We start from the raw sequence: 19,546 nt of genomic DNA, 5'->3' as shown, positions 1-19,546 counted from the left end.
CTTATCGCAGCGCGCCTTTCGCTTTCAGTTCGGCTTCTTTCTCGGGGTTGACCCACCATAGGTCGAGATACCCGAGCGCGAAGGGAGGGAGGTTTTCGGGATATTCATACATGTCGTAGTAAGCCGTCCAGTAATCCGCCACATACCCATCAGGGATGACGAAGAACTCATAACGCAAGGCGCGATCCAGCGCCATCAGCGCCGCATCCTGTTCGGCCTGATTTGTGGTGTCAAATGACGCTTCGATCACCGCATCCACCAAAGGGCTGGCAAGACCTGCCGGATTGAACAGGCTGAAAGCGGCTTCTTCCGATCCATACATCTGGCTCAGACCACCCCCTGTCGACAGGAACGAGCCGTAACGGTTCGAGTACACCATGTCGTAGTCCCGTTCGCGCCGCCGCAGCGTGAACTGAGAGGGGTCTACCTTCTCTGCCGAAGCGTCCACCCCAATCGATTGCAGGTTCTGCACATAGGTTTCGATCATCGTAGCGGTCGAGGTCGGCATACTTGACGCGTAGGGAATGTTGACCCTTAGCGTCTGCCCCTCGGAATTTCGGCGCAGATTGCCTTCGCCCACAGCCCATCCGGCCTCATCCAGCAGTTTCGACGCTTTCCGCAGATTGCGCCGGTCATTCAATCTGGCCGGGTTGGACTCGTGCACAACAAGCGCAGGTTCACTGAACAGCTCTGCGGGCACCACGTCTCCGAGAGATTCCAGGAAAGCGAGTTCCGCGCCCTCTGGAACGCCAGCCGCCTCAAGATGGGTATCTTGCACAAATGAGCTGCGCGGCGAATTCAGACCGAACAACAGCGATTCATTCGCCCATTCAAAGTTGAACGCCAATGCCAGCGCCTTGCGCACATTTTTGTCTGCAAACTGCGGTTTCCCCAGGTTGAACACAAAACCGGACGGTGTCGGCGGGCTGCCATCGACGATCTCATCCCGCACCACAACACCTTCGCTGAGCTTCGGGAAATCATAACTTGAAGCCCAGAGCTTAGGGTCGCTTTCGACCCGCATGGTATACTCACCCGCCTTGAACCCTTCGAACGCGGCGGTCTGATCGGCGAAGTATTCGATCCGGACGGTATCGTAGTTGTGACGGCCCACGTTGATAGGCAGATCCTTGCCCCAATAGTCATCGCGGCGCTTGTATACGATGCGGCGGTTGATGTCGTAGCTGTCCAGCTTGTAGGGGCCGGACCCCACCGCGACCTCAAGCCTGGGTTCATCCAGGCGGCGGCTTTCATCCGCTTCAAACCACGCCTTTGAGAAGACCGGGGTCGAGCCAACCGTTTCGATCAACCCACGCCGCGTTACATCCGGGCTGAAGGTGAATTTGACGGTATGATCATCCAGCGCTTCAGCGCCGGTGACCATGCGCCCAACGGCTTGCGCATAGGACGGCAGCCCCTGTTCTATGAACAAGCGATGACTGTAGACCACATCTTCGGCTGTAACCGGCGTGCCATCCCAGAACGTCGCTTCGGGTCGCATGTGGAAGATCACGTAATTGCGCCCTTCGTCATACTCCAGGCTTTCAGCGATAATTCCGTAATACTGGCCAACGCTGTCGGCGGTGCTGTCGATCAGCGAGTCATATTGAAGCGTGGTCAAAGCCCCGGCCCGCCCTTTTCGCGAGTAAGGGTTAAGGGAATCAAACGTACCCGATCCCGACAATGACAACTCCCCGCCCTTCGGCGCATCCGGGTTGACGTAGTTCAGATGCGGGTAATCAGCCGGGTAATCCAGATTCCCGAAGTAGGAATAACCGTGGCTGCGTGTGACCCCTTCCTCAGTGGCGCTGGCACGACCTGCTCCACCCAGCGCAATCGCAGCAGAAATCCCAAAGACCGCAGCCCAAGTGTGAATTCGGGTAAGGCGCATCGCGGGCACAAGGGGGTTCATAAGGCTCGTCCTCTGAATTTTTGTCATCTTCATTGTTGTGCCCGCCAGCTAAAGGTCCAGCACCGTCAGTTGCAAGTTTAGAATGCGTGAACGCTTTGTGAAGTTCTTCTCAGACAAAAAATAAAGCCGCTGCGCGAGGCAGCGGCTTTGAAATCGTCCCGTATGATCAATAGATCAATTGCCGATGGTCTGCAGATAAGCAATCAGATCGGCGCGATCCTGCGGCTTCTTCAGGCCGGCAAAGCTCATGGATGTGCCCGAGATATAGCTGCTGGGCTTTGTCAGGAATGCATCAAGCGCTTCGGGCGTCCAGTTGCCGCCATGCGCCTGCATCGAGGCCGAGTACCCGGTGAACCCTTTGGCTGATGCAACCGGGCGGTCTACGACACCATACAGGTAAGGGCCGGTGCCGTTCGCGCCATCTTCCAGCTTGTGGCAGGCGGTACACTTGCGGAAGACCTTCGCGCCTTTTTCTGGATCGGCTGCTGCCAGAATCTCTTCGAAGACCACCTCTTCGCCGTCAGCGCTTTCGCCCGAGCTTTCGGATTCGATAACGTAGGAAGCCTCAGCATGATGGCTATCCGAGCTATAGAGGATATCCGCCCCCCATTTTGCCAGAAGCAGCACAAGGAAGGTGCCAAACAGGCCTGCTGCGGCCTTGGTAACTGTCATCGTGTCGAACATTTTGATCGCGAGTCCATTTCAGCTGTCTGCGGGGTGTCTAAGGCTTCCCCTGAGAAGAGGCAAGGTATAGACACCGCGACTAAACGCCCAAATCAAGAACTTGTTGCACGGAAACGACCAAATGACCAACCGCATAGCCTTTCAGGGGGAACCCGGCGCCTACAGTCATGAAGCTTGCCGCAATGCACGCCCCGATATGGACGCCCTGCCCTGCCGCACATTCGAGGATGTGATCGAATCGGTACGCTCGGGCGAAGCCGATCTGGCAATGCTGCCGGTCGAAAACACCACCTATGGCCGTGTCGCGGATATCCATCGCCTGTTGCCACATAGCGGCCTGCACATCATCGACGAAGCGTTTGTGCGCGTGCATATCAATGTGCTGGGTGTGCCGGGCGCTACGCTGGACGACATCACCGAAGCGCATTCCCACCTCGTACTGCTGCCGCAATGTGCGGGCTTTCTGAAACAGCACGGTATTCGCGGCAGGGTCAGCCCAGACAACGCCCGTGCCGCGCGCGAGGTGGCCGAGATTGGCGATAAACACTCCGCAGCCTTGGCCAGCGAACTGGCGGGTGAGATATATGGCCTCAACATTCTGGCCCGCCACATTGAGGATCAGGGCGACAACACGACCCGCTTTCTGGTGATGTCGCGAGAAGCAGACGAATCGCGGCGCGGTGATCACGGCATGATCACCAGCTTTGTCTTTCAGGTCCGCAACATTCCGGCGGCGCTGTACAAGGCGATGGGCGGGTTCGCCACCAACGGCATCAACATGACCAAGCTGGAAAGCTACATGGTCGATGGGTCCTTCACGGCGACTCAGTTCTATGCAGATATCGTTGGCCACCCGGATGACCGGAACGTGCAACTGGCGATGGATGAGCTAGAGCACTTCACCACAAATGTGGAGGTGCTTGGCGTCTACCCGGCGGCGCAGCCCCGCGGGTAGCTCACACCTTTGACGAATGCCGAGAGGCGAATTCGGATATCCGCGTCCCGCTGCGCCACGCGTCGAGGATGAGATCGACATTCACCTCAATGCCATCCGGCGCGTGGACCTGCAGATCATAGACTCTGCCCCGGTGGATCGTCTGTTGGTCCCTGGCCGCGCTTCCGGGCTTGCGATCACCGCGCGCTGTCTCTCTTTGGTTGAGGAGCTCGATTGGGCAATGCACCCCGACGAACAAAACGTCGTGATCTGTCAGGCCCTGTTTCAGCGCCTCAATCCATCCCGGTGTATCGAGAATGTGCTCGATGATCAGATTATTGCCTGCGTTTGCGTAAGCCGCCAGCGAAGCGTGAAACCCTTCGAAGGTTCTGGCACGCTCTGCTGACCAATCGAAATCACCTCTTTGGAACCTTTGCATGGGCAGCACGCCCGAATCCCGCAGATGATCGATTGAGATGTGCCAGAATGGCACCTCCGCTTTCAATTGAAGCGCACGGGCCAGAGTGGTCTTGCCGCTGCTGGACGCGCCGTGGAGAAAGATGATCTGTGACATTCAGCAAGGCTGCTCAAACGTGATAGGTATCATGGGGCGCTTCATGCCCCGGAAATACGAAAGACCTTGCATATCGCGCCCTCCATCCGGCGGTAGTCGCGAAATCCCATGGTCTCATAATAGCCAAGGCCCTCAGAGTTGTGGGCCCCGATCGTCGCATCTATCGCGGTCAATCCCCTCTGCTGTGCAGCTTGCAGAGAGGATTTGAACAACTCCCGACCTACGCCGCATCTTGCAGCAGCCGGTTTTATATGTGTACCGATGATGCCCCAACCGACAGCAACCCCATAGAGGTTGTTTTTGGTAGCAAGCTTCAATGACTGAAAGCCCAGAATGTCTCCGTCAGAATCCACCGCAACGCTGCACCGGATGCGTTCCGGATCGCTGATGTAATGCGCCAGAGCAAAAGCAGCATCGCTGGGCTTGTTCCGTTTTCCGGAGGCAACAAGCGCCGTCAGAACCCCGGCAATACCATCCGCATCCGCTTCGGTGGCCGTTCGAATGATCGGTTTATCCACGCTGCTCATCCATCGTCAGACACCGTGAAGGTGCCGTTCCTCCAGTTCGCGCGCGAACTCGCTGAGGCGCGTCTGGAATTGCCGCCGGAACCGGGATTGACCAAGCTTCAGGGATTGCAGCAAAAGCCGGGCAGGCAGGGTTTTTGCACCCAGTGATGTTTCGATAAGAAGGCGTGTTCGGCGCTGAGAGAGTGCCAGAAGCTCAATCACCGTATCACCATTCATGCCTTTGCTACTGGACTGGAACCGCATCAGTGAAGGCCGATCGCAATCGGTCATCACCACCGTGATCTGGCGCGGCTTGCCACGTATCTTGAACTCGGTTTCCCAAGTGGTTCCGGCCTGCGGCATAGCAGAGCCTGAAACACGCCTCACATCAATCCCGCGCCGCAATGCCATGCGTTCAAAGCGCTCGAAATCGGAGACCATGGTAAAAACCGTGTCGATCGGAACTTCGATATCTTCCTGCGCTGAAAACTGCATCTTCGCTTTTCTCTGCCCTCGTTCGGGTTCAGTTTCTCGTCAGTCCAGTGTGTCTGCAAGCCAATGTTGCAACAAAAAATGCGCGATCGCACCCTTTCGGGCAGGTAGCAGCTTGGGATGATCCCCGGCAAAAGCCTGCATCATCTCGGTTCGGGTGACCCACATCGCGTCCTCGATCTCGACCGGATCGATCTGGATATCGCGCGACAACGCCTCGCCCGCACAACCGAACATCAGGGATGCGGGAAAGGGCCAGGGCTGGCTGGCGAGGTAGTGGACATCACCCACGGGCACCCCCGCTTCCTCCATCACTTCGCGCCGCACCGCCGCCTCAAGCGTTTCACCGGGCTCGACAAAGCCCGCCAGCAGCGAGTACATGCCTTCGGGCCAACCGGGCGAGCGCCCCATCAGCACCGAATTGCCATGCGTGATCAGCATGATGACCACCGGGTCAGTACGCGGGAAATGCTGACCGCCACAAGCCGGGCAACTGCGCTGCCATCCGCCCTGAGACATCTCGCTGCGTGCACCGCACCGGGCACAGAACCGGTGGGTTTCATGCCAGCCGATCACGGCTTTGGCAGTTGCCGCCAGCTCCGCGTCGCGCGGGCTGAGGCGCGTCATGATCCGCCGCATCTCGGCAAAGACATACCCCTCGGGCAGGTCGGGGTGCTGTTGCTCGGTACGGTCCACAAAATCGCCGACGCCAGACAAATCCAGACCTTCAGCCGCCCAGTCCGAGATATCCATGGCGAACAGCGGCGCATCCTCATCCGTCTTGCCAAGGAATACCGGCGCCTCGATCACGCCTCCCGGTCCCTGTTCGAAAATCCTGTGACCCATCGGAAGCAGGGCCAATCGATCCAGCGCTTCCCCCTGAACCAGCAGCTTACCCCGCCACAGCAACGCGCATTTTGCCGAAGGATCACCATAAGCCTGCGCCAGTTTATCTGCATCACCACGCAGCAAACCCGCCCGATCCAATCCCGAGCCGCCGAATGTCACCTGTTCTGCGCGTTTCATGCCTGCCATTCCTGAGTGCCGGGCAAAGGGCTGCCACGTCTTTGCCGATGGTGCAACGGGTATTCGCCAAACAAATTTTCGTCCTGCCGTGGAATGACCGCAGCATTGCCCCGGAATTTGCACTAAATCCACCTCATGGTGAAAACACTGTTACTTAGACGGCCAGAAGTTGAAAATATTGAAACCCAAGGAATTATCGCATCAAGATCAGGGGCGCGGGCCACGCACATATATTCGTATACTGGCGACCTCTGATCTGCATATGCACCTGACATCATATGACTATTATTCAGATCGCCCGGACCCCGCTGTCGGATTTGCCCGCACAGCCAGCCTGATCCATGACGCGCGTGAACAGGCCAGACGCGATAGCACGCTTGTGCTGTTGTTTGACAATGGAGACAGCCTGCAGGGTACGCCGATGGGAACATGAGCAGCCGAGACCGTACCGGATGCTCATCCGTTGTCGAAGGCGTTCGACACGCTCGGCTACGACGCGATCGGATTGGGTAATCACGATTTCGGATTTGGGTTGGACTTCGTCAATCGGTTCGCACGCCAAACCTCGTGCCCGATAATTTGCAGCAACATGGTAAGTAACGGGGCCGAAGCGGGATGGGAACCGTATGCGATTCTGCGACGCGTGGTCTCGGTGAACGGTCGGGACGTCCCGCTCCGCATTGGCGTCTTGTCTGTGTTGCCGCCCCAGACCGCCCGGTGGGAGGCCCACATGCTACAGGATCAGGTCGTTGTGACCGACATCCTTACCACTGCGCAAAACACTGCGAAAGACCTGCGTCGGCAAGGGTGTGACCTGATCGTGGCCCTTGCACATACGGGATTGGGGTCGGCACAGGCTGAACCGGGGCTGGAGAACGCTATCATCCCCCTTGCCGAACTCCATGAGATTGACGCGATCGTCGCAGGCCATACCCACCTGACTCTGCCCGGCAAGGCACATGACGGGTTTCCTTTTGTCGACAGTGACCGAGGATTGGTTCATGGCACGCCGGTGGTCATGCAGGGGTGGGCCGGGTCTCATCTGGGGATCATCGATTTGACGTTGCAGCAGCGCCGTGACGGCGGCTGGCACATTGCCAAAAGTCACGTCGAAGCACGGCCGATCAATCAAACCGACCCAGTGACGTCTGAATGCCCCGCCATGACAGACATTTTTGACAGCGGCCACAGCGCTACGCGCTCCAGAATGGCCAGACCAGTGGGCTCTGTCACGCAATCGCTGCATAGTTATTTCTCGTATTGCGTTCCGGACCGGGGCCTGGCCCTGAGCGCCGCAGCTCAGGCGGCGGCGCTGCGCCCGCATCTGGTCGATACGGCCTGGGCGGATTTACCCGTTTTATCGGCTGCTGCCCCCGCGAAGTTCGGAGGCCGAGCGGGCAAAACCTACTACACCGACATACCTGCAGGAGAGGTCTCGGCTCGGCATATCGCCGATCTGAGTGTCTTCCCCAATGAGCTGCGCGCCGTGCTGGCCACAGGATCGCAGGTTCGGGACTGGCTGGAAATGTCCGCCGGGCTGTTCAACCAATTGTCCGGGCGTTTCCCCGTCGCCCTTTGCGACCCTCAGCGCACCGGCCACAATTTCGACGTTTTGTACGGGGTGACCTATCGGATCGATCTGTCGCAGCCGACACGATTCGATTCCGCCGGACGGCTGACCGACCCGGCTCACTCCCGTATTCGCGATCTGAAATTAGATGGGCGACCGGTCACGCCCGACCAGCAGTTTGTAGTCGCGGTCAATAACTTCCGTATCAGTGGCGGGGGTCACTTTCCGATCTCCCGGCAACCGGACCTGATCGACCTGCCGACGCTGCGTATTCACGATATCCTGCATGATTATGTGGCGGGTATCCTGCCCGCCGATCCGCTGGGACACGCTCCGCAACCGTTTTCTTTCACGCAAAATCAGGGGCTCAGTGCAATCCTGACCACCGGTCCGGGCGCGCAAAAGTATCTGGAGGAACTGGCAGACTATCGCCCGCGTCGTCTGCCCCCTGACTCGGACGGTTTTTTGCGCTTCCATCTGACCTTCTGACGGGTTGCCATTTTCGCATGTCCCCCCTATATCAGCGTTGAGAGGTTGGCGCGGGCGAGCGCCTCGCCAACCTGGTCAGGTCCGGAAGGAAGCAGCCACAACGAGCCCCGCTTGGGTCGATGTCCAACCTCTCACTTTGAACCCATTAGCCACAGGAGGGCTTTATGATTGTAGCAAAGACCCTTCGGGCAGACCGGTTCTGATCCTTTTACGTCAACTGACTGCCTGAATACATCACCTACGGATGCGCGTTCGCCGTCCGTCGGACTTTCTGTTTCTGATCACAGGCAGACCAATGATTCTTTCACTATCGGACCTCGGATGGTCCTCTCACTTTGCCGCGCAGTACGCGGCTGACCCGTCGCGTTCACCCTTACGCATAGCAGCCGTTCACCGAGACCGGCTGATCGGGCTGAGCCCGCAGGGTGAAATGCCTTTACTCACCCCCGATCAATCAACCGGGGCATATGCCGTCGGTGACTGGGTGCTGATTGATGAAAAACAGCGCGTACACCGCTTGCTGGATCGGCGTAGCGTGCTGCAGCGCCGCGCGGCGGGCACGGGTGCATCCGCGCAGTTGATCGCGGCCAATGTGGACGTGCTGTTCATCGTCAGTTCCTGCAACGCCGATTTCAACCTGCCCCGGCTTGAGCGCTATCTGGCGCTGGCCCATCAGGCGGGTTGCTACCCGGTGATCGTTCTGACCAAAGCGGACACATGCGTTGATGCCGGAGCCTATGTTGACCAGGCGCAGTCTCTCGCGCAGTTCCTCACGGTTCTGGCGATCAACGCGCTGGATCAGGCCGATGTCGAACAGGTTCTGTCATGGTGCCCCAAAGGCCAGACCAGCGCATTGCTGGGGTCCTCCGGAGTTGGCAAAACGACGCTGGCCAACGGAATGACAGGGCAGGATCAGGCCACCGCGGACATTCGGGAAGACGACGCGCGCGGCAGGCACACAACGACCGCACGCGCCTTGCGTCGTATGCGAAATGGCGGCTGGCTGATCGACACTCCCGGAATGCGCGCGTTACGCCTGCTGGACGCGCAAGACGGTGTAGACGAGGTGTTCTCGGACATCTCGGACCTGAGCCAGAACTGTCGCTTCTCCGATTGTCAGCACGACACCGAACCCGGCTGTGCCGTACAGGCAGCGATAAGCTCTGGTGCGCTTGATTCTGCCCGGCTGGACCGCTGGCGCAAACTGCGGCGTGAGGATCGGCACAATTCGGCTTCGGTGGCGCAGGCACGCGCGCGCGACAAGGCATTCGGTAAAATGGTGCGCAGCGTGATGCACGAGAAAAAGTCCCGCAAAGGGCTGTGATCGAGCGGGGCGCCGGTCAACGGCGCCCTGTAACCTCAGGCGATCAATCTGGGCCAGACAGCCGCGTTTCTCCGGGCGAACGCACCGATATGGCCAATATCGGACAGACCGAATTCGCCTGCCGAAAGCAGATGACGCTGCGCGCCCGGACCATAGAGATCAGCCAGCCGCCAGACCGCATCTGCGGGAACCATCTGATCATCCGCGAAGGCAAACAGATCTACCTGTTTGCCGGTTTCGGCCCAACGGTTTTCCGGCAGAGTGTCACCGATATCGGGCACATAGCTTTGGGGCGACGTGCACCACCTGCGCCATTGCCAGTAAACTTGGGCAGGCAGGTCCGAACCGAAGCCCAGAGCCTTACCGGGAAGGTACCCGAAAGCCCGAACTGCCAGCGGTGCGTGGCCATACCAGAACAGCGCCGCCAGAGCGCGATAGGGCCAGGGATGATCCGCCAGCGTCACCAATCCGGAACAGACACAAATCATTCTGTCGATCCGGTCGATGTCGGGCTGTACCGGGCCAAACATTCCGCCCAGTGAATGGCCAATACTCCAGAGTTTGGCCTGTGGGAACCTTCGGCGCATCTCGGCCCGGGCCGCCGGGATATCGATCAGCGCCCAATCGGCCATGGTGACACCTGACCGCTTCTGTGACCCCGCCAAAGAGTGACCGAAATCCCTGTAATCATAGGTCAGGCAGGCCATCCCCCGGTCTTCTGCAAGCCATCGGGCAAAATGCCGGTAATAGTCTCTCGGTACTCCGGTCGCGCTGTTGATCACAACAACCCTGTCCGGATCTGCGACAGGGAGATAAAGCCGCGCCGACAACATCGCAGCCCCGGAGGGGAACTGAAAATCCTCGGTCACAACCGCTTGCCACGTATCCAACATAGTGCCTCCGAAGCCATCTGAACCGATCAGTTCACTTGAGATGCCCCAAGTCAAGGTTGACGTAGCTGGACCGAACGTCAGTTGCTTTGGTCAATCTTCTTGACTCAGACACCACACAACAGCTAGCGAAGGCATGATGGTTCCCGCGCCCACCCGGGCCGGGATGAAAAGGGAACACGGTGCGGTTCTGCCCGGATAAAACCGGAAAGAACCTAGTCCGGGACTGCCCCCGCAACTGTAAGCGGAGAGCGATGTCGAGATACCACTGGCCTTGAAGGCTGGGAAGGTCGGCAAAGCGATGACCCGCAAGTCAGGAGACCTGCCATCGGATGCAAAACTGAAACTCGGGCGGGGTGTCCGGGCGGGGTTAGACTGCACACTTGCCGTCCCTCCTGATTGTCGCCCCAACCCCGCGCGCGGAGGGCGCATTAATGATCTGGAAGACAAACACACATGCGTTTACAGCAACCGTGTGCCAGCGCACCGGCCAACCCTGCCCGGCGCTGGCACGGATGGCACGCGCATTGACGCACGCCATGGCCACCGCACGACCGGTCACGACGTCGGATTTTCTGATAGAGGGCAGCAGCGAGCTGTCCCATTGCCCCGAAGGGTGCACCGCTCGCTTTCGCGCCCAATCCGATCAGGTACGTGTCTTCTGCGGAACCGACCCCGAAATCGAAACCGACCGACTGGATGACTACGCCAACATGATGTTCGGCACCGAATTTAACAGCTTGCCGTCGGGCCTGCTTTCGACCCCGCCCTGCGCAATGCTCGAGGCATCGGTGCTGGCGTCACATTCCGGTGGCGAAATCTCGCCACAGGTTGGCATTTGAGTCGCTACATCGCCTGTACCCGGGCCGGTTCTACGGCCCACAACATCTGGGCATTTGTCTCGACCGCGCAGGGGCGAACCGCACGCAAGCGCTTCAGGGCGCTCTCTGGCCGTTCGCCACATTCCACCATCAGGCGCAGGACCGCCATCCCTGACCGACCACACCCTCCACGGCAATGCACCAGTACACGTCCGCCACCTGACAGTGCCTGACGTACGGTTGCACCTACACTGGGCCAGACATCCAGTATTTCCTTGGGCGGCGTGCCAAAATCTTCGATCGGCAGATGAACCCACCTGCTCGCACGGCCTTGTATATCAGCGCCAAAAGTCCGCGCGCCATCCTGTATCATCTCGACCTCGGTCGTCATCGAGATCACCAGACCGGGCTTCCAGTCGGCAATAAGATCAAGGTCCTCGACATAAGTGCCCCCGCGCCCGGGCATCGAAGACAATGCCAACGTGCCTCCGCCAACCTGCAACGCATAGATTACCAATTGCGACATAATCTCCCCCCAACAAACATTACCCAAAAAAGAGATTGGCCCAGGAAATAGAATAGACCGATTTTAGCCGCATATCCGTGCATTCCAAAATGAAAATCCTCCCGGCTTGCGGTGGACGCGGGCGACGGGGGCCTCTACGCTGCGGCGTAACTCGAATCCGACAGAGCAGACATGACCGACACGCCCAGCCCCGCCTACCAGGTTCTTGCCCGCAAATACCGCCCCGAAACCTTTGCCGATCTGGTTGGTCAGGACGCGATGGTGCGCACGCTGAAAAACGCGTTCGAGGCGGACCGGATTGCGCAGGCTTTCATCATGACCGGCATTCGCGGCACAGGGAAAACCACCACTGCCCGAATCATCGCAAAGGGGATGAATTGCATCGGGCCGGATGGGGAAGGCAAGCCGACGACTGAACCCTGCGGGAAATGCGAACACTGCGTGGCCATCATGGAAGGCCGCCATGTCGACGTGATGGAGATGGATGCCGCCAGCCGCACCGGCGTGAATGACATCCGTGAGATCATCGATAGCGTGCGTTACCGCGCCGCCAGTGCGCGCTATAAGATCTACATCATCGACGAGGTTCACATGCTGTCGACCAGCGCTTTCAACGCGCTGCTCAAAACGCTAGAGGAACCGCCCGAACACGTGAAGTTCATTTTTGCCACCACCGAGATTCGCAAGGTTCCGGTGACCGTTCTATCCCGCTGCCAACGCTTTGATCTTCGCCGGATCGAACCCGAGGATATGATTGGCCTGTTGCGCAAAATCGCCAAGGCCGAAAAGGCACAAATTGCAGATGATGCATTGGCGCTGATCACCCGCGCCGCCGAGGGGTCCGCGCGGGATGCGACCTCGCTGTTGGATCAGGCCATCTCGCACGGTGCGGGCGAAACCAGCGCGGATCAGGTGCGCGCCATGCTTGGGCTGGCGGACCGGGGGCGGGTGCTGGATCTGATGGATATGATCCTGCGCGGCGATGCAGCCAGCGCGCTGACCGAGTTGAGCGGACAATATGCGGAAGGCGCCGATCCGCTGGCTGTCCTTCGCGATCTGGCCGAGATCACCCATTGGGTCTCGGTGGTCAAGATCACCCCCGATGCTGCCGAAGACCCCACCGTTTCACCCGACGAGCGCGCCCGAGGTCAGCAAATGGCCGAAGCGTTGCCCATGCGTGTTCTGACACGCATGTGGCAAATGCTGCTGAATGCGCTGGAAGAGGTCTCTGCCGCACCCAACGCCATGATGGCTGCGGAAATGGCTGTGATCCGCCTGACCCATGTGGCTGACCTGCCCAGCCCGGAAGAACTGATCAGGCGATTGCAGGACTCTCCTCCTCCGCCCAATGGCGGGCCGGGTCCGGGAACCGGAGTACCGGGTCAGACGGGCGCTGCGCCACAGGCTTCGGTTCGACCGGCCTATGCCTCTTCAGCCATCGGAGGAAATGCAGGCGGTCCGTCCGCCGCGCTGGCTCAGGACGTACAGGCGGCACTTGCGCGCTACCCGACATTTGAGCATGTGGTCGAACTGATCCGGGCGAACCGGGATGTGAAACTGTTGGTCGACGTCGAGAACGGCGTGCGCCTCGTTTCCTACCAACCGGGCCGGATCGAGTTTACGCCGACCGATACCGCTCCGACTGACTTGTCACAACGACTAGGTGCATCGCTGCAGCGATGGACAGGCAACCGGTGGGCCGTTTCAATTGTGTCGGAAGGTGACGCCCCTACAATTGCGGAGGTTCGGGATGCTGCTGAACTGGCGCTAAAGGCTGAGGCTGAGCAGCACCCTCTGGTGCAAGCAGTGCTGACCCATTTCCCGAAAGCCCGGATCAAGAGCATCGAAACCGCCGAACAACGTGCCGCCCAAGTTGAAACCGAAGCATTGCCCGAGGTTGAAGACGAATGGGACCCGTTCGAGGAGGACTGACGGGTGCACTTTCGGCACATCGACGCTGTCCACGACGAGGCTTGTGAAATCCATAACCCCGGTTGGAATGGTGAGACGGTCAGCGAACTGACCGAAGCGATGGCTCTATCTTTGCACCCGGTGTCAGCCGCACTGCTCGTCTTCTCCGCAATAGCTGTCTGGCGCGGGAACCTCTGGATCGCATTGGCCACATCCCTCTTTTGGTCGATCTGGATTGCCCACATTTTTGTCGACGACATGATGGATGATCCGCGCCGCACCGCGACCGACCTCGGGTGTATCGGTCATTCCACCCTGTTCATTGGCCTGGCATTTGCGCTATGTGCTGCGATGACACTCTATACAGCATATATTCGCCTGAGGCGATCACACTTGAGGAGACAATAAATGCTCAAAGGACTAGGCGGTCTGGGCGATATGGCCAAGATGATGAAATCCGCACAGGATTTGCAGACCAAAATGACCGAGATGCAGGAAGAGCTGAACAACCTGATGGTTGTTGGTGAATCCGGCGCTGGGCTGGTCAAGGCCACCGCAACCGCCAAGGGCGAGTTGAAAGGTCTGGATATCGACCCTTCGATCTTCAACGGTGATGACAAAGAAGTCGTCGAAGACCTCATCCTCGCCGCCATCAAGGACGCCCAGACCAAAGCGCAGGAACGCTCGCAGGCCGAAATGGCTAAGCTGACCGAAAGCATGGGCCTGCCCGCAGACATCAAGCTGCCGTTCTGATACACCCTCCTGACGGATCAACGGCCGGGGCCTGTTCCCCCGGCCCATTTGCGAGGGTCTTGCTGTGAGTTCGAACAGCGACATCGACAATCTGATCGACCTGATGGCCAAGCTGCCCGGCCTCGGCCCCCGCTCGGCCCGCCGTGCAGTGCTGCACCTGATCCGTAAACGCGCCCTTCTGCTGACACCTTTGTCGGATGCGATGCAGCAGGTTGCGATTACCGCACGTGAATGCCTGAACTGCGGCAATGTGGGCACCACCGATATCTGTGACATCTGCAACGATGAGGCCCGCGCGACCGGAGAGCTCTGCGTGGTCGAGGACGTCGCCGACCTGTGGGCGATGGAGCGCGCAGGCGTGTTCAAGGGCCGCTACCATGTTCTGGGCGGCACTTTGTCGGCACTGGATGGCGTCGGCCCGGATGAGTTGCGCATCCCCCGATTGAAAGATCGGGTCATGGCCGAGAGTATCACCGAGATCATCCTCGCCCTGAACGCCACCGTCGACGGCCAGACCACCGCGCATTACATCGCCGATCAGTTGGAGGGACAGGTTCGTCTGACGTCTCTGGCTCAGGGCGTACCGATTGGGGGCGAGTTGGACTATCTGGATGATGGGACGATTACTGCGGCGTTGCGGGCACGGAAGGAGTTGTAGTTTGAGCCATTTAATTGCGAACCATCTGACAACTAAGGTGTACGGACTGGAAACAGCTATACGCTCGCAGGCTGTGATGCTCTGCGCGTTGTTATTATGTTGCCTTGCGAGCGCAGCGATGTCGGACAACCTGAGGTTAGCCGTGATCTCAAACATGAATGATCGGACACTCGACGCATTCTACCATAGAATTGCCTCCGAAAACCCGATTATAGACCCTTCGGCTCGGCCAAGCGGAATTGACGACACCGATATACTTGTCATCCTGCTAGATACGTGGGCGGACATAGACCTTCTCCCTCAGAATGTCCCCATAAGTCTTTTGTTCAAAAGAATGGAAGACAACCGATCAGATACCATCAGGTCGTATACTGTGGCCACGAAATCCAGCGGTGCAGAGCTTCAGGTTATTGTCTATGCACTCAAAAGCACAGGTTACAAATCGTTGGCTTGTTACGCCAAAGATATAGCTGCGGTACTTCGTGGCAAATTTGATGTTTTAAACTCTAAAGACTGTCAGTAGTTTGAGAATGCCTTCAATTTGAAAAATACTACACAGCAACACATCTATCTAATTGATATATAATAGTAACGTAACGAAAATCAGAATTTCCACGTACCGCTGAGGAACCAAGCTATGCCCCGCCTTCTCGCCCTCACCTTCGCCGCCTTCACGGCCACCGCCGCTCTGTCTCAGGAATTGGTCGACAAAGGTTTTGTCGAAGGCTGGAACATCATGATGGACCCGGCTCTGGGCAATGGGTGCCTCATCCAGACTGTGTATCAGGACCTTTCGGTTGTGCGCCTCGGCTATGACGCGCTGGACAATCGCGGGTATTTCACCGTCTATAACAAGGCTTGGGGCGACATCAAACCGGGGGAACAATATCCGATCCGGTTCGAGTTGGACGGAAAGAGTTTTGACGCCACCGCCATCGGGTTCAAGCAGGATCGGGTGCCTGGTGCGACCGTATTCTTCACCGACCGGAATTTCGTCACCTCGATTGCACACAACAAAACCATGACCGTCTACAACCCGGAAGGAGAGCCGGTGATGGCAATCGATCTGAAAGGCACGGCCAAGGCGCTGGAGTATGCGCGCGATTGCCAGAACAAGAAACTCTAACGAATCGGATCGAACAGAGCGTCCTTGGCGGTGCAGTCGCGGATAACATCCCGGCCGCAGGGGACAGGTTCGAGATCTCGGGACAGGCACAGACGGACCTCTTCGATGTAGCCCTTTTTGCAGGTCACGGTGATCATGTCCGGCGCCAGCGTTGGATTAGCTTTTAGAAACGCCTCTTCGACTACCGACGCAGGCAGCTTGACCGACGCGTCAAGTTTACGAAGCACGGGCGGACGTTCGACACTCTCATAGGCCTGCCGCGACAACGCAAAGTAGTCGGGCGCGCTCAGACCCGAACAGGTTCCGTGTTTCTTCCACTGATGCCATGCCAGACCGGAACTGCCTTGAATATCTTCCATCTCGCGGGTCATGCGACGGGAAGGTGGTGCCTCGGCTGTTCTGCAGAACGAAGGCCAGCCCTGATGATACTGCGGCCAGAGCCCATGCAATATCCACCCGTGATCGTGACGCGCATCGCATTGATCCGAGCCGCGCGCGTCCCCTTCGCGGGCACACCAGTTTGGCGACCAGCTGAGCGACAGGACATAATAATCGAACTCTCCTGCCTTCTCCCCATCAGCGGATGCGGCCATCGCGCTCAGCGCCAACAGAACAAACCCCAAAATTCCTCGGCGCATTCGCCTCTTCCCTTCTTGACTTTGCGCGACTATATACACCGCAAGTTCCCCGACAACGGAAACCTGCCCCGAAGCCTCGGGGCCGCCGCATTCCGGCGACGGGACAGATGTATTTATAGGAGACGGGCTGATGGCAAAACCGCTTATGGCCAAAGCAACCGCCGTATGGCTGGTGGACAACACCACGATCAGCTTCAAGCAGATCGCGGATTTCGTAGGAATGCACGAGTTGGAAGTACAGGGCATTGCGGATGGTGATGTTGCAGCCGGCGTCAAAGGGTTCGACCCGATCGCCAACAACCAGTTGACGCAGGAAGAGATCGACACGGCGCAAGGCAACCCCCTGCACAAGCTGAAGCTCAAGTTCAACCCGGCGGCTTCGGGCGAAGAGAAACGCCGCGGCCCGCGTTACACCCCGCTGTCCAAGCGTCAGGACCGTCCGAACTCGATTCTGTGGCTGGTGAAGTTCCACCCGGAACTCAGCGACGGTCAGATCGCCAAGCTGGTCGGCACCACCAAGCCGACCATCCAGTCGATCCGCGAGCGCACGCACTGGAACATCGCCAACATGCAACCGATTGATCCGGTCGCTTTGGGATTGTGCAAACAGTCCGAATTGGATGCGATCGTTCAGAAGGCCGCCGCCAAGAAAGCCGCCGAAGGGGGCGTCATGAGCGACGACGAACGCCGCAGGCTGGTCTCGACCGAGCAATCGCTCGAGATGGACGCGGCGCCCAAGATTCCGACCGCGATCGAGGGGCTGGAAACTTTCTCGTTGTCCGATGACAGCAGCGAGAAAGAAGAAGAGGAACCCATCGTCGATGCCGACAGCTTCTTCAATCTGCCCAAAGGGGGCGGCGACGAAGAAGACGAAGACGATCTGCGCCCCTGAGACGCACATGGCCCCGATCACGGATAGTCGGGGCCTCATTATTCGGGGAACTCAATGCTTAGCATTCTGTCCACATTTTTCGGACCACACCGCGCTGTTTCGATCTACGTCTTCCTGAAGTCGTGGTGGTTGGTCATTACCGGTGTCGCCACCTTGATTGCTGTCTTCGCTGGGTTGCTGCTGCTGAACGATGATGGCACGCACGAGCATCATTCGTTTCTGACAGTCGAGGTCCTGTCGGCCACGCCGATCAACGGCGACCTCAAGAACGGCGTCGTCGCGTCGGTCCGCCTGCCGGACGGCTCGGCAACATCGGTTACGTCAACGGAAGGCCCGGTCGCGCGGACCGTCGGAACCGAAGCCTGCATTGAAAAACGTATCTATGTGGGAAGCGGAGAGCCCCGATATCGGTTCAAGCTGCCGCGATACTGTGACGCAAGCTAAAGAGCAAAACCGCCCGGTGAGATCACCGGGCGGTTTTTCGTTCAGATCATCTGGAACAAGATACCGGCTACGATGGCGCCGCTGATGCCCAACCCTAGGTAGGTTGCAAAGACACGCGGTTTCACCAGTGACCACACCGCCGCCATCGCGGGGATCGAACTGACTGCTCCGGCCACCATAAACGACATTGCGGCACCTGCACTCATACCCTGATCTATCAGTCCCGCAAGCAGCGGAGGGGCGACGTAAGAGTTCAGATAAGCGGGCATACCGACCAAGGCCGCGATGACGATGGGCACAACGCCTTCTCCACCAACGACCCTGGCAATCAGATCTGCCGGAACATAGCTGACCAGCAACGCTTCGAGGACATAAGCAAACGCCAGCCATTTGAACAGGAACAGTGCGTTATGGATAAACTCGGCGCGAAAGCGCGTCCGGCGATCAGGTTCTTTCCAGAACTGCCAGACAGGCTTGTCGTCCGGCTTGGGCCCGCATCCGCAGCATCCGGCGGGTTTGTATTCGCGCAACGGCTGTGCGAACGCACCGCCGCGCATCAGGGTGCGCACGGCGAACCCTCCGAACAGCCCGAGGGCGACCGCAGCGACCGCTTTGCCGATTGCAAACGGCCAGCCAAGCGCGCCTGCCGTGATCAGCAACGTTGGCGGGTCAATCAGCGGCGAACTGAGCCAGAAGGCCATCACCGCAGACAGTGGAGCGCCCAACGCCAGCAAACCCGCGATGAACGGAATAACCTCGCAGGAACAAAACGGTGCCAGCCCGCCGAACAATGCGGCTAGAACGATCATCCGCGTCTCACGACCTTCGAACGCACGGGCGACCATCACTTCGGCCCCGGTTGCCTTGAGGTAGGACAGCAGCAGAACCGCAAACAGAATGTACTGGCCCGTATGCGCCAGCGCTTTGGCGGCAAAACTCACAACCCCGGTCCAGTTACCGGGGTCAAGAATGGCCACAAGCGCCAGAATCACGACGATCAGAGCCCAGGGCGTTTTGATCAACTCGATCAGATTTCTGGCGAGCGGTTTGGGGTTTTGTGTCAGTTCAGCCATCGTTAGCCGCCTTTCCGACCTCGTCGGCGCAGCATTCGCTGAGAATGAACTGCGCCAGATTTCTCAATTCGTCAAAGCACGCCCGATTGATCGTGCTGCGCCCGATTTTCTCCTGCTCCACCACACCGCCCGCGGCCAGAAATCGTAGGTGATGCGCCAGTGTCGAAGGCGCGATGCCCGTCCGGGTTTGAATTTCTCCGACGGTCAGTCCCGCCTGCCCGGCGCGGACCAGTGTCTTCAGGACTTTCAATCTGGCCTCGGACCCCATGGCGGAAAAGCCAGCAGCGGCTTCTTCCCACATTT

Annotated in this window: 23 protein-coding genes, 1 other RNA gene and 1 riboswitch; of the genes, 13 read left to right on the top strand and 11 right to left on the bottom strand. The window is 58.6% G+C overall.

Annotated features, from left to right (window positions below):
- Window position 1: 1 nt before the first annotated feature.
- Together RA27_RS13695 and RA27_RS13690 are read right to left on the bottom strand one after the other, a co-directional pair.
- Complete coding sequence (locus tag RA27_RS13695) at window positions 2–1,912, bottom strand: extracellular solute-binding protein (RefSeq protein WP_082025123.1); 1,911 nt, start codon at window positions 1,910–1,912, stop codon at window positions 2–4.
- 174 nt (window positions 1,913–2,086) lie between these two features.
- Complete coding sequence (locus RA27_RS13690; RefSeq protein WP_039539857.1) at window positions 2,087–2,596, bottom strand: cytochrome c family protein; 510 nt, start codon at window positions 2,594–2,596, stop codon at window positions 2,087–2,089.
- A gap of 121 nt (window positions 2,597–2,717) precedes the next feature.
- Here RA27_RS13690 and RA27_RS13685 point away from each other — a divergent pair, with 121 nt between their 5' ends.
- Window positions 2,718–3,551: a prephenate dehydratase gene (locus RA27_RS13685; RefSeq protein WP_039539854.1), complete on the top strand. Its 834-nt coding sequence runs from the start codon at window positions 2,718–2,720 to the stop codon at window positions 3,549–3,551.
- 1 nt (window position 3,552) lies between these two features.
- Here RA27_RS13685 and RA27_RS13680 read toward each other — a convergent pair whose 3' ends face one another.
- Genes RA27_RS13680 through nudC form a run of 4 tightly spaced genes read right to left on the bottom strand, consistent with a single transcriptional unit; the run spans window position 3,553 to window position 6,128 of the window.
- Window positions 3,553–4,104, bottom strand: a complete 552-nt coding sequence (locus RA27_RS13680) for an AAA family ATPase (RefSeq protein ID WP_039539851.1) — start codon at window positions 4,102–4,104, stop codon at window positions 3,553–3,555.
- Window positions 4,105–4,145: 41 nt separating this feature from the next.
- Window positions 4,146–4,631, bottom strand: a complete 486-nt coding sequence (locus tag RA27_RS13675; RefSeq protein WP_039539847.1) for a GNAT family N-acetyltransferase — start codon at window positions 4,629–4,631, stop codon at window positions 4,146–4,148.
- Between the two features lie 6 nt (window positions 4,632–4,637).
- Entirely contained in the window at window positions 4,638–5,105 is a 468-nt protein-coding gene (locus tag RA27_RS13670; RefSeq protein ID WP_039539844.1) for an SRPBCC family protein, read from the bottom strand.
- A gap of 39 nt (window positions 5,106–5,144) precedes the next feature.
- The gene (gene nudC / locus RA27_RS13665; RefSeq protein WP_039540063.1) at window positions 5,145–6,128 is read right to left on the bottom strand and encodes an NAD(+) diphosphatase; all 984 of its coding nucleotides are present in this window, start codon (window positions 6,126–6,128) and stop codon (window positions 5,145–5,147) included.
- A 262-nt stretch (window positions 6,129–6,390) separates the two neighbouring features.
- Between nudC and RA27_RS24720 the strand changes: the two genes are divergently transcribed.
- From RA27_RS24720 to rsgA, 4 genes are all read left to right on the top strand, one after another.
- Entirely contained in the window at window positions 6,391–6,561 is a 171-nt protein-coding gene (locus RA27_RS24720; protein ID WP_241484073.1) for a hypothetical protein, read from the top strand.
- A 30-nt stretch (window positions 6,562–6,591) separates the two neighbouring features.
- Window positions 6,592–8,187, top strand: coding sequence for a 5'-nucleotidase C-terminal domain-containing protein (locus RA27_RS13660; protein WP_241484072.1), 1,596 nt, complete (start codon window positions 6,592–6,594; stop codon window positions 8,185–8,187).
- Between the two features lie 38 nt (window positions 8,188–8,225).
- Window positions 8,226–8,324, top strand: an RNA gene (ffs, locus tag RA27_RS23705) — signal recognition particle sRNA small type.
- 158 nt (window positions 8,325–8,482) lie between these two features.
- Window positions 8,483–9,511 carry a ribosome small subunit-dependent GTPase A gene (gene rsgA / locus RA27_RS13655; protein WP_039540059.1) on the top strand — a complete coding sequence of 343 codons (1,029 nt, stop codon included), beginning with the start codon at window positions 8,483–8,485 and terminating at the stop codon, window positions 9,509–9,511.
- A 35-nt stretch (window positions 9,512–9,546) separates the two neighbouring features.
- Here rsgA and RA27_RS13650 read toward each other — a convergent pair whose 3' ends face one another.
- Window positions 9,547–10,404, bottom strand: coding sequence for an alpha/beta fold hydrolase (locus RA27_RS13650; RefSeq protein WP_039539840.1), 858 nt, complete (start codon window positions 10,402–10,404; stop codon window positions 9,547–9,549).
- Window positions 10,405–10,524: 120 nt separating this feature from the next.
- Window positions 10,525–10,746, top strand: a riboswitch (cobalamin riboswitch).
- A gap of 89 nt (window positions 10,747–10,835) precedes the next feature.
- Between RA27_RS13650 and RA27_RS13645 the strand changes: the two genes are divergently transcribed.
- Entirely contained in the window at window positions 10,836–11,243 is a 408-nt protein-coding gene (locus RA27_RS13645; protein WP_039539837.1) for a hypothetical protein, read from the top strand.
- 4 nt (window positions 11,244–11,247) lie between these two features.
- On the opposite strand, the gene RA27_RS13640 is transcribed toward RA27_RS13645, so the two are convergent.
- On the bottom strand, window positions 11,248–11,748 hold the full coding sequence (locus RA27_RS13640) for a protein-tyrosine phosphatase family protein (RefSeq protein WP_039539834.1): 501 nt from the start codon (window positions 11,746–11,748) through the stop codon (window positions 11,248–11,250).
- Window positions 11,749–11,919: 171 nt separating this feature from the next.
- Here RA27_RS13640 and RA27_RS13635 point away from each other — a divergent pair, with 171 nt between their 5' ends.
- From RA27_RS13635 to RA27_RS13610, 5 genes are all read left to right on the top strand, one after another.
- Window positions 11,920–13,680, top strand: coding sequence for a DNA polymerase III subunit gamma/tau (locus RA27_RS13635; RefSeq protein ID WP_039539831.1), 1,761 nt, complete (start codon window positions 11,920–11,922; stop codon window positions 13,678–13,680).
- Window positions 13,681–13,683: 3 nt separating this feature from the next.
- Window positions 13,684–14,067, top strand: coding sequence for a hypothetical protein (locus RA27_RS13630; protein WP_039539828.1), 384 nt, complete (start codon window positions 13,684–13,686; stop codon window positions 14,065–14,067).
- Window positions 14,068–14,412: a YbaB/EbfC family nucleoid-associated protein gene (locus RA27_RS13625; protein WP_039539825.1), complete on the top strand. Its 345-nt coding sequence runs from the start codon at window positions 14,068–14,070 to the stop codon at window positions 14,410–14,412.
- 64 nt (window positions 14,413–14,476) lie between these two features.
- Window positions 14,477–15,070, top strand: a complete 594-nt coding sequence (gene recR, locus RA27_RS13620) for a recombination mediator RecR (RefSeq protein WP_039539822.1) — start codon at window positions 14,477–14,479, stop codon at window positions 15,068–15,070.
- Window positions 15,071–15,707: 637 nt separating this feature from the next.
- On the top strand, window positions 15,708–16,196 hold the full coding sequence (locus tag RA27_RS13610; RefSeq protein WP_039539818.1) for a hypothetical protein: 489 nt from the start codon (window positions 15,708–15,710) through the stop codon (window positions 16,194–16,196).
- Here RA27_RS13610 and RA27_RS13605 read toward each other — a convergent pair.
- Entirely contained in the window at window positions 16,193–16,834 is a 642-nt protein-coding gene (locus RA27_RS13605; protein ID WP_039539815.1) for a ribonuclease T2, read from the bottom strand. The two genes, RA27_RS13610 and RA27_RS13605, sit on opposite strands and share 4 nt — an antisense overlap.
- A 130-nt stretch (window positions 16,835–16,964) precedes the next feature.
- Between RA27_RS13605 and RA27_RS13600 the strand changes: the two genes are divergently transcribed.
- Together RA27_RS13600 and RA27_RS13595 are read left to right on the top strand one after the other, a co-directional pair.
- Entirely contained in the window at window positions 16,965–17,726 is a 762-nt protein-coding gene (locus RA27_RS13600) for a cell cycle transcriptional regulator TrcR (protein WP_039539812.1), read from the top strand.
- 54 nt (window positions 17,727–17,780) lie between these two features.
- The gene (locus RA27_RS13595; RefSeq protein WP_039539809.1) at window positions 17,781–18,170 is read left to right on the top strand and encodes a hypothetical protein; all 390 of its coding nucleotides are present in this window, start codon (window positions 17,781–17,783) and stop codon (window positions 18,168–18,170) included.
- 41 nt (window positions 18,171–18,211) lie between these two features.
- Here the strand turns inward: RA27_RS13595 and RA27_RS13590 are convergent, their stop codons facing one another.
- A complete protein-coding gene (locus RA27_RS13590) occupies window positions 18,212–19,243 on the bottom strand; it encodes a permease (RefSeq protein WP_039539806.1) in 1,032 nt (343 codons plus the stop codon).
- A complete protein-coding gene (locus RA27_RS13585; protein WP_039539804.1) occupies window positions 19,236–19,544 on the bottom strand; it encodes a helix-turn-helix transcriptional regulator in 309 nt (102 codons plus the stop codon). The genes RA27_RS13590 and RA27_RS13585 overlap by 8 nt, the downstream gene beginning before the upstream one ends.
- Between the last annotated feature and the right edge of the window lie 2 nt (window positions 19,545–19,546).

Source organism: Ruegeria sp. ANG-R (assembly GCF_000813985.1).
In the GTDB taxonomy this organism is placed as follows: Bacteria; Pseudomonadota; Alphaproteobacteria; order Rhodobacterales; family Rhodobacteraceae; genus Ruegeria.
Note: the sequence above shows the minus strand (reverse complement) of the source record. Positions and strands in the feature narration are given on the sequence as shown.